Source organism: Deltaproteobacteria bacterium (assembly GCA_009929795.1).
In the GTDB taxonomy this organism is placed as follows: Bacteria; Desulfobacterota; Desulfovibrionia; order Desulfovibrionales; family Desulfomicrobiaceae; genus RZZR01.
This window is the reverse complement of record RZZR01000088.1, coordinates 1-10300: the sequence shown is the minus strand read 5'-3', so window position 1 is coordinate 10300 and position 10300 is coordinate 1. Positions and strand designations below refer to the sequence as shown.

The 10300-nt window shown below is 58.4% G+C and carries 6 protein-coding genes; all 6 read right to left on the bottom strand.

Annotated elements, in window-relative coordinates:
- Nucleotides 1–1669, bottom strand: a 1669-nt coding sequence (locus tag EOM25_09835) for a hybrid sensor histidine kinase/response regulator (protein NCC25476.1), incomplete at its 3' end; no start/stop codon positions are given.
- Between the two features lie 2 nt (nt 1670–1671).
- A complete protein-coding gene (locus EOM25_09830; protein ID NCC25475.1) occupies nt 1672–3783 on the bottom strand; it encodes a response regulator in 2112 nt (703 codons plus the stop codon).
- On the bottom strand, nt 3780–5306 hold the full coding sequence (locus tag EOM25_09825; protein ID NCC25474.1) for a hybrid sensor histidine kinase/response regulator: 1527 nt from the start codon (nt 5304–5306) through the stop codon (nt 3780–3782). Before EOM25_09825 ends, EOM25_09830 begins: the two co-directional genes overlap by 4 nt.
- Nucleotides 5041–7719, bottom strand: coding sequence for a hybrid sensor histidine kinase/response regulator (locus EOM25_09820; protein NCC25473.1), 2679 nt, complete (start codon nt 7717–7719; stop codon nt 5041–5043). Before EOM25_09820 ends, EOM25_09825 begins: the two co-directional genes overlap by 266 nt.
- 420 nt (nt 7720–8139) lie before the next feature.
- Nucleotides 8140–9339 carry a class A beta-lactamase-related serine hydrolase gene (locus EOM25_09815; protein NCC25472.1) on the bottom strand — a complete coding sequence of 400 codons (1200 nt, stop codon included), beginning with the start codon at nt 9337–9339 and terminating at the stop codon, nt 8140–8142.
- Between the two features lie 211 nt (nt 9340–9550).
- Complete coding sequence (locus EOM25_09810) at nt 9551–10180, bottom strand: hypothetical protein (GenBank protein NCC25471.1); 630 nt, start codon at nt 10178–10180, stop codon at nt 9551–9553.
- Nucleotides 10181–10300 lie beyond the last annotated feature (120 nt).

The following is a 10300-nucleotide window of genomic DNA, read 5'->3' as shown; positions in this document are numbered from 1 at the left end:
GGAATATATCTCTGATCTTGTCTTCGGGAATGCCCATGCCCGTGTCCGACACCGAGAACAGGACCCGGATCTCTCCAGAAGGCCTCTCAGGCAAGGCCGTGATCTCGACGCTAATCCGTCCCGTGTCCGTGAACTTCAAGGCGTTACCCACCAGATTGAAAAGGACCTGGCGGATCCTCGCCTCGTCGCCCACCAGCCTTCGAGGCAGGGTCGGGTCCGTGACACAGATCAGTTCGAGTCCCTTGTCCTGGGCGGTGATGGTGAACAATCCGAGAACCGAGTCCTCCAGGGTCCGGATCTCGAAGGGAGCGCGGTGGATGTCCAGCTTCCCGGCCTCGACCCGGGACAGGTCCAGGATGTCCGACAAAAGCCGATTCAGACGTTGGACCGAATCGGCGGCCAGACCGACAAATTCCTTCTGCTGCCCGTCCAAGGCCGACATCTGAAGCAGTTGCATCATGCCCATGATGCCATTCAGAGGAGTCCTGATCTCATGGCTCATGTTGGCCAGAAACTCGGACTTGGAACGGTTGGCCATCTCAGCCCGGTCCCTCTCGATCATCAGCTCTTTCTTGATCCGCCGTTCCTCGGCCAGGTTCTCGCCCAGTTGCTCTGCCATCCGGTCAAAGGCCTCCGCCAAACGGCCCAGCTCGCCGTCGCGATAGTCCAGCCCGGTCTTGGCATCGAGCCGTCCCCGGCTCAGGGCCTCGGCGGTTTTCTCCAGCCGCCGGAACCGACCAACCACGGTCCTTGTTCCCATGACCCAGGCCGTGATCAGGGCCAGAAACGCGGCCAGGATCAAGAGGCCCGCGTCCCGAACCAGCAGGGCCTTGCCCTCGGCCAAAACCTGGGCCTTGGGAATGCCGACGACCATGTACATGTAGGGCCGTTCGTCGCCTGGCAGCCAAAGTGGATGACAGGCAAGGATCTGGGTAACCTCGTTGGAAATCCGTTCGATGAAGGCCACCTCCTCCGTCGTCCCCGAGACAAAGTCCCAGACCTCCCCCCTGATGGGCACACCCAGGGGAAAGGTCTCGGGATTGTCGGCAGGTATCCGGAACAGCCGTCTTCCGGCCCGGTCCACCAATCCGGCAAAGGCCCCGGGGGGCAAATGCTCGCGGGAAAAGAGGGGCTCGAAACCCTGCAGATCCATGGCCGCGGCCAGAACCCCGTCAAAGTCTCCGTGTTCGTCGACAAGAGGTAGAGTGAAGACGAAGATCGGCCTGGGATCGATCTTGGCCTCCACGTATTCTCCGGCCGTGAATCGCAGGTTTTGTCCGGCCTCCTGAAAATGGCTGCGGTCGGCGATGCTCACCCCGGAAAACGGCAGGGAAGCGGCCAGCATGGTCCCGTCGCTATCGGCCAGCACGACATTATGATAGAAGGGGTTGCCCTCCGCCAGACCCCGAAACAGGCCCGTGCAGGCTTGCAGATCCCGTTCCCGGACCATGGGGGTTTTGGCCAAGGCAATCAGAAGCTGCTCCACAGAGGCGGCCAACCGTTCCTGGACCGCGCCCAGGCCGTGAACAATATGTAGGACACGGCTCTTGGCCTGCTCGAGCTCCCTGTTCTGACGTTCGAACCCGGAGTAAAAAATAATGACCAGGGCCGGAAAGACCGCGGCCACGACAAGTGCCACCAGCTTCCCGCGTAGCGATCTCGGAACCACGACTATTGCTCCTTCCTCTGCCGGATTTCGGCTAGGAGTTTGTCCAATATGTTCATGTCCACGGGCTTGACCAGGTGGTCGTCCAGGCCCGCGGCCAGAAACCGCTCCCGGTCCCCGGTCATGGCGTGGGCCGTCAAAGCAACCACCGGAATCCCGGGATCGAAGGCCGAGCCGTCATGGGCCCGGATCTCCCTGGTCGTCTCCAGCCCGTCCATGGCCGGGAGCTCGATATCCATGAGCACCAGATCGAATCCTCCCCGTTTCAGGATATCCAAAGCCTCCCGACCGTCCCCGGCTGTCTCCACCGTGCAATCGCGACGCTCAAGAAGTCCCTGCAAGGCCAGCCGGTTGACCCGGTCGTCTTCGACCAGAAGAATGTTCAGAACCTTCTGGGCCTTGCCGCCCATCTCTTCCACCACAACCGAAGTCTCCAAAGGATGTCCGTCCAACGCAGACAAGGGTAAAACAACGTGAAAGCTGGTCCCCCGGCCGACCTCGCTCTCCACCGAGATGGTTCCACCCATCATTTCCACCAGACGGCGGACCAGAGCAAGTCCGAGGCCGGCCCCCTCGTGACGGCGGGCCATGGACCCATCAGCCTGGGTGAATGGCTGGAAAAGATCCCCCATGATCTCGTCGGAAATTCCGATTCCGGTGTCGCTGACCTTCAGGAGTAGCCAGATCCGGTCCGAATCTTCTCGGTGAATTCGAGAAATTTCAACGTCGACCCCACCTTCTTGGGTGAACTTGCAGCCGTTGCCCACCAGATTGAACAAAACCTGCTGGATCCGGACCACATCCCCCAAAACCAAATCCGGCACATCGTCGTCCAGCATCAGATCAAGTTTGAGGCCTTTCTGCCTGGCCACTGGACCAAAGCTATCCTCCACCGCGTCAAGAATATCCCCGGGGCTGAACGGCTCCCGCACCAGGGAGACTCTTCCTGCCTCGATGGCCGAGAGATCCAGGATGTTGGCCAGCAGATCCGTCAGTCTCTTGCCCGACCGAACGGTCATTTCCACATATTGGAGCTGCGTCTCGTCCAGATCGGTGTTCATGAGGAGCTGCATCATGCCCAAAATGCCGTTCAGTGGAGTGCGGAGTTCATGGCTCATGTTGGCCAAAAACTCGCTCTTGACCCGGTTGGCCTTTTCGGCCGCCTCCTTGGCCTGCTGGAGTTCCAGCTCGGCCATTTTCCGCTCGGTCACATCCTGGACCGTGCCCTGCAGGCCGACTATGGCGCCATGCTCGTCCAGCAGCGGACCGCAAAAAATGTTCAGCCAGCGAAATCGTCCCGAGTTCAGTTTGATCCGCACCTCCATGTTGAAGGGTCGACCTTCCTCCAGGGAGGCTGACAGCGATGTCCTCAAGACTTCCCGGCTTTCCGGTACGACGAGCCCCAGACTTTCCTCCGGTGACAGAGCGGGAAGGGCTGGATCGCGCTCGAAGATGCGGTAGAGCTCCTCGGACCAGACGACCAGATCCTTGTCCCGCTCCCAGCTCCAGATCCCGATGCGGGCCAGCCTGTGGGCCTGCCGGAGCTGAGTCTGACTCTTCTGGAGTTCCAAGAGGAGTTGATCGTTGCGCTCCATCAGCAGGCAAAGCTGAAGGGCCCGATCCACCCTGCTGGTGAAGTCCTTGGGGTCCAGGGGCTTACTGAAATAACCCTGGACCTTGCCCCGGTTGATGGCGTCCACCAGGGGGTCGAAGTCACTGTACCCGGTCAACAGAAAACGGATGACATTGGGAAACTCCTCGGCGGCCTGCTCCAGCAGGCGCGAACCCGAGACGTCCGGCATCCTCTGGTCCGTGACCAGGACGTTGATGTGCTCGGAACGCATGATGTCCAAAGCTTCCTGGGCCGAGGCAGCCAGCCGGACGTCGTATTCCCGCCGGAACAGGGCCTTGAAGCTGGCCAGGTTCTCAGCCTCGTCGTCGACGTAGAGGATTATTGGTCGTTCATTTCCCGTCATGGTCATCCCTCCCCGGATGATGTGCTCCGAACCGTCGGCCGGCCCGAAACAATTTTCCCTCATGGTTTGCAACGCCTTGGACAGAGGTTCCATCCGCCTGTCGAACCCGTCGGTCCGGCTCGAATTCTCACTGGAGCTCATGATTCGTCTCCAGACGCTCCAGACACCGGCAGATACACGGAAAAGGTCGCGCCCTGTCCTTCAGCGCTTTCGACTTCCATGATTCCTCCATGTTCCTCTATCAGATTGTTGCAGATGAAGAGCCCCAGGCCGGTGCCCCGGCCCACGGGCTTGGTGGTAAAAAAGGGGTCGAAAATCCTGGTCCGAAGCTCCGAGGGAATGCCCGGCCCGGTGTCGGCCACCCGCAGGACGGCGTATGCCGCCCCTTCTCTAACCTCGTCTCCAAAACTCACCAAGACCCGGCGGCGCTCCGGGTCTGGCCGACCTTCCACGGCGTCCAGGGCATTGGTCAGAAGGTTCAAAACCACCTGGGACAGCTTGCCCCGGTTGCCCCGGACGGACGGAGGCCTGGCATCCTGGACCTCGACTTTGGCCCGGTCCTTGAAACGGTTGCGAAGCACCACCAAGACCGAGTCGACCACATCCCGAAGGTCCAGATCCGGCTCCATGTCCTCGTCGGTCCGGGCAAACGACAGTAGGCTGCGGACAATGCTCTCGGCCCGCCGTAGGCCGTCGAACACATGATCCAGAAGCTGCGGGATCTCGGCCCGCAAGGTTTCATAGTCGAGACGCCGCTCCAGGTCGGCCAAACATCGTTGCTGATTCTCGTTTAGGACCTGCCGGTAGGCCGCCACCAGGGCCGCCAGATCCTCGACGTCCTTCTGGAGTCCGTGGCAGCTCGTCTGGACGAAATTGACCGGGTTGTTGATCTCGTGGGCCACCCCGGCGGCCAGAACCCCCAGAGCGGCCATCTTTTCGGATACGATGAGCTGACCCTGGGTTGTGCGGAGCCGGTCCATGGCCTCTTCCAGCTCGGCGTTCCTGCGCTCCAATTCCTTGCCCGCAGCCCGCAGGGCCAGGTGGGTGCGTACCCGGGCCAGAACCTCCTCCATCTGGAACGGCTTGGTCACATAGTCCAGGCCTCCCTCGGCAAAGGCCCGAACCTTGTCCTCGGCCTCGGTCAGGGCGCTGATGAAGATGACCGGAATGTCGGCCAGCTTCGGATCGGCCTTGAGTCTCCGGCAGACCTCGAACCCGTTCATCTCTGGCATGCTGATGTCGAGAAGTATGAGGTCCGGAGGACTGTGCCGGGCCGCCTCCAGGGCCAGAGGTCCGCTGATGGCCGGTCGGACCCGGTAGCCGCCGTTTTTGAGGATCGAACTCAGCAGCTGAAGGTTGGCCGGCACGTCGTCCACCACCAGGATGGATGTCTGGACATCAGGATTCATGGTCACCCTCCAGACGAAGCAGACGTTGCAGTTCTTCGAACCGAAAGGATTCCAGCAGACCAAGAATGGCCGAGGCCAGATCGGACCGTTCCCGACCCAGTTCCGAGACAAGTACCCGCAGCCGATCCACGTCCAAGGCCAGGGCCGCATCCCGCAGGGCCTCCAGGGTCTCTTTGTCCAGATCGGAACAATCGGCTCGAAAAATATCTTCCGGAACCGGGCCAGATGCCATGTCTTGCCAGGATATCTCGACATCCTCGTACTCGATTCTCAGATGATGGCGCAAGAGCTCAAACAGCTCCTCGGCCTTGAAGGGCTTCTTCAGAAAGCCCACGGCCCCGGCGGACAGTACCCGCTCCTTTTGAGAGGCCAGGACGCTGGCCGTCACGGCGATGACCGGGGGCAGGTCCGGACCATGCTCACGGCCAAAGGCGGTCAGGAAGTCGAAGCCGTCCATGACCGGCATGATCATGTCCAGCAGAATCAGGTTGGGCAACCACTCCCCGCAGGCCTCCAGGGCCTGTCGGCCGTCGGCTGCCTCCCGGGTGTCGAACCCGGCCTCATTCAGAAGGCGGACCAGGATCTCCCGGTTGTCCTCGTTGTCGTCCACCACCAGGATCCGGACCTCGCCCTGTGCAGACCGCAACCGGACCGGCCGGTCCAGCCCCCTGATCGTGGATTCCCGGCGGGCCTGCCCCTGTTCTAGGTGGACCGTAAACCGGAACCTGCTCCCCAGACCAACCTTGCTCTCCAACACCATTTCCCCGCCCATGAGTTCGACATAGGCTTTGGCTATGGCCAGCCCCAGACCGGTGCCGCCTTTGCGACTCCCTCCGGACCCCACCTGCTCGAACTGGGTGAACACGGCCTCAAGTGATTCTTTGGGAATGCCCGGCCCGGTGTCTTCGACCTCAAAGACCAGGCCCAGCTTCTTGGACTCATCGTCTTCCAGAAGCGAGGCCCGCAGGACCACCCCGCCACGGTCCGTGAACTTGACCGCGTTACCCATAAGATTGTTCAGGACCTGCCGGAGCTTCTGTCCGTCGCCCCGAACCCAGCGGGGCAGATCCGGAGCCGAATCCGTCTCCAAGGTCAGGCCCTTGTCACGGGCCAGAACCTGGAACATGGCCCCCAGATCTCCCAGCAAGGCCGAAAGATCAAAGTCCTCAACATTGAGGACCATCTTTCCAGCCTCGATCTTGGACATCTCCAGGATGTCGTTCAGGAGAATCAACAGATGCTCGCCGCTGCGGTGGACTGTCTCCAGGGAACGGCGATGGTCCCCGGCCACGCTCGGATCTCGGAGCAGAATCTGGGTGAAGCCCAGAATGGCGTTCATGGGGGTCCGGATTTCGTGACTCATATTGGCCAAAAACAGACTCTTGGCCTGGTTGGCCTCCCTGGCCTCGACCTCGGCCTTGGTCCGTTCGGCCACCTCCCGGGTCAGATTCGCGTTCGAACGCTCCAGTTCGAGGGTCCGCTCCCGGACCCTCAAATCCAAAAGATCCCGCTCCCTGCGGAGTTCCTCACGCGAGGTCCGCAGTTCGCCCTCGGCCGCTTGCCGCCGCTCCAGCATCCGATTGAAGGCCCTGGCCAGCCGGCCCAGTTCGTCGTCGGAACCTTGGGGAAAACGGAAAGACAGATCACCGCTGTTCCGAACGAACTCGGTCCCCTCGGTCAAATCGGCCACCGGGGCCAGGATGGATCGGTACAATCCGACCAGGGCCGCCAGGCCGAGGAGGACGACCGCCGCGGCCAGAAAGGCCAGATTGCGAAAAACCGTTTCCCTGACATCACGACCGACCACATTGTCGTCCAAGAGGCCTACCAGGGTCCAGCCGGTTCCCAAAGACCGGTGAACATAGGCGTGCATTCCGCCGGCGGGCCCTTCGAGGAAGAGATGCTTCCCATTCAAGGCCCCGGCCAACTCGGCCCCGTCGGCAAAGGCCTCGGTCACCGGCGAGAAAAGCCAGGTCGGATCGGGAGCGACCAGGACGATGCCTGCCTCGTCCAGAAGAAGCACCCGCCCTTCGTGGCTGAGAACAAAGTCCGACATGTATTCGGTCAATCCGCCCAGGGTGATGTCCGCGCCCAGCACCCCCAGCAGTGTCCCGTCGTCCTCAGCCAGGGCAGTGACAACGCCGATGTTCACGTCCGGGCTGGTCACGGACCGATAGGGAGGGGTCCGCTGGACATGTCCGGGAAAACCCCGGGCCAGCGTGTACCAGGCTCGATCTCGGGGATCGTAGCGGGTCGGGCGCTCCCGGAGATGAGAACGGACGAAGCTCCCGTTCTCCCGACCCATGTACACGGAATTGACGTGGGGATGGCTCTGGCGGAAGGCCCGAAACAAGTCGATAATTCCCAGTTCGTCCGGCCCGATATCGTATTGAAACGTTGCCTCGTCGGCCTGAAGAAAGGAGGTGAAGGATTCGTCGTTGGTGCTGCGAACCCGCGGGTCCGAGGCCAGAACCGACAGATCGTGCTCCACGTCGTTCAAGAACCTGGTCAGGGCAAAGTCCAGATGCCCGAGCTGCCGCTGGATCTGGGTCTCGATGACATGAAAGGTCCTGGCCTTGAGGACCGAAAACTGGACCAGTCCGACGGCGGCTAGAATGATTGTGGCGGATGCCGCCAGCAGGGTGACGGTTTTGGCTTTCAGGCTCACGGCTGCTCCTGGCCGGATTTTGGAAGATGGCAACGTCGGTCCGACCGCCGACGAAGTCCATCCCAGGCCAAAACAATCCGGAACCCGGCGCCGACTTGTATTGACCCGAACCTCAAACGATTTTACTTTGTCCCAAAATAGTCCCGCATGCAAGAACGGTTTCCAACAAAGGAACGGATCATGAAGAGCAGCAAAAAGACCTACACTGAATCCTTCACCTGCCTGCGCTGGACCACCGTGGTCTTCGGCATCCACGACGCCAGCTACCGGAGCGGAACCTACAGCTATTGATTCCGGCCTCGCTCAAAACGCAAACGGCCCCGGAGACAATTCTCCGGGGCCGATTTTTCATGTCCTCAAGCCGATCAATTCACTCGGGCTGCATGTGCCGCCATGACGGCCATAACCTGTCCGCCGAGCTCAATAATCGTTCCCGTACAAAATGTTCATGAACTCGAGGAAAAGCGTGTCCGGGGAGTACTCCTCGAGTTGGCAGTTGAAATAGATGATCACCGTACAGTTCTTTTCAACGCTGTGGCACATGATTGAAGTGAATCCCGGAATGGACCCGTTGTGGCCAAAGAAGGTTCCCTGCTTCAGGATGCCGAGTCCATAGGCGGCCTTCTCCGTCAACTGAACCATGTACTCATGGAACCGGATCTGTTGCATCTCGTCTGAAAGCAGTCCACCGCCGACCAGGGCCTCGACATAGCGTTGCAGTTCTCTCGGAGCCGAATAAGCCGATCCGGCGGCCCAGGTCGTTGAAGCGTCCAGGTATTCGGTAAGATCATCCCCTTCCTCGTATTCCTGGGCGTAGTAGCCTCTGCCATGAATTCCGGGCAGCCCCACACCCGACGTCAGAAGCCCGGTGTTCATCAAACCGAGAGGCCCGGTTATCCTGTCGGCTATTTCCGACTCCAGGGAATTGCCGGTGATCTTCTCGACGATCATACCCACGATGATCGTGTTGGAATTCGAGTACTTCCAGCTTGTTCCAGGTTCGAAATATGAATTATTCCTGGCCGCGACGTCGACGAGTTCTTGGGGCGGCCAGAACCTTTCGGGATCTTCGGTCGCCATTTGAATGAACTGAATATCCTCGGTGTAGTTGAATATCCCCGACGTCATATTGCAGAGCATGGCAATGGTGATCTGATCCGCCTTGGGAAATCCTGGAAGAAACCTCGAGAGCTTGTCGTCAAGGGAGAGTCGACCCTCGGCCACCAACTGGAGGAGAACGGTCACGGTGAAGGTCTTGGTATTGCTCCCGATCCTGAAGGTGAATGACTCGTTGGCTGGAATCTTGTTGGGGATGTCGCTCAGCCCGGCCGCGTAGAGCCAATCGATGCCCCGGGAATGGTCGGCCACCAGGGCCACGACTCCCGGCACATGGGTCGTCTCGATGACCCGATCGGTGGCGTTTTTCATCCGGGCAATCAGTTCGTCGTTGCTGGAATCGCTGCTGCTCGAGTCGCATCCCACGGAAGCCGTGACCAGAAAAGAAAGGATGCAAACCATGAGCACCTTGAACTTGGACCAAAAAATCGATGGCATACGGTTTCTCCCAAGGGTTGAAATACTGTTGGAATGAAATAAAATACCCCTTTTTGCCCCTGCCATGCAATCACCAAATTTTTGGAGCTTTCGACGTCCAAATATCGTCAACCGTTAGCTCTCGACCCGACACTGGACTTCTTGGATTGATTGCTGGAGCGTCGATCCGACTGCGAGAGCACCCGAGAGATTTCAAGGATATTTCCCCAAGTAGAACAATATATTTTTTTATATTTATGTAAAAAATTTTATAAATTATTTATTTCTGAAAAAACTATCATTTTGACCATCTAATAATATAATATGACATATTATCATTTGCATAAATATTACTTGGTGCATTTTGACCATCGATATAAATATTTGTTTTTGCATGCCCTACGATTTTATGCACACCTTTCCCAAGTCCATATTCTCGATTGCTATGCAGATAGAGGCTGGACATGTGCTCGGCTATATCTTTATCTGCATAAAGAACCACTTCGTAATCGACTTTTTTGTCAGAAAGATTGACAATATACGTCCCCGAATCAAGCGTGGCCATGGTTTCGCTGAATCGAATGTCAGTATGACCGAATCCATAAATCTCGACATTGAGCATGCCGGACGGGCCGATTTCGTGTTTCGTCTCAAACAATGCCCCTAATACGATAGCGCGCTCCGTAGCATTGGATCCGTTGACAAAGCAGATATTCGATTTTTTGGGAAACAGGCAGATCAAGGCGATGGACAAGATCCACCACAGCGTGATCGCTTCGACAGTCCTTCGAAACATTTTTGAAAGACTCTTGGCCCGATTTGGTGAATATTTCACGAGAAGACCAATTCCAATTAAAATCGGCATGGCAAGACACGTTGCCACGACAAAATTGGCCTTTAGTGGATGGGCTACGATGTATTCAAGCATTTTCAATATCGAATGATCTTTAACTAGAGTTTAGAGTTTCCGATCAAAACCACTTGGCAAGGAAATGAAAAATTTTTCACGAAATCACTTGACTTTTCGCGCAGGATGCGTGGCCCCCTT

Coding starts and splice junctions, on each gene's coding strand:
- EOM25_09830 (NCC25475.1), bottom strand. CDS start 3,783: ATGAGCTCCAGTGAGAATTCGAGCCGGACCGACGGGTTCGACAGGCGG.
- EOM25_09810 (NCC25471.1), bottom strand. CDS start 10,180: ATGCTTGAATACATCGTAGCCCATCCACTAAAGGCCAATTTTGTCGTG.
- EOM25_09815 (NCC25472.1), bottom strand. CDS start 9,339: ATGGCAGGGGCAAAAAGGGGTATTTTATTTCATTCCAACAGTATTTCA.
- EOM25_09825 (NCC25474.1), bottom strand. CDS start 5,306: ATGTCGAGATATCCTGGCAAGACATGGCATCTGGCCCGGTTCCGGAAG.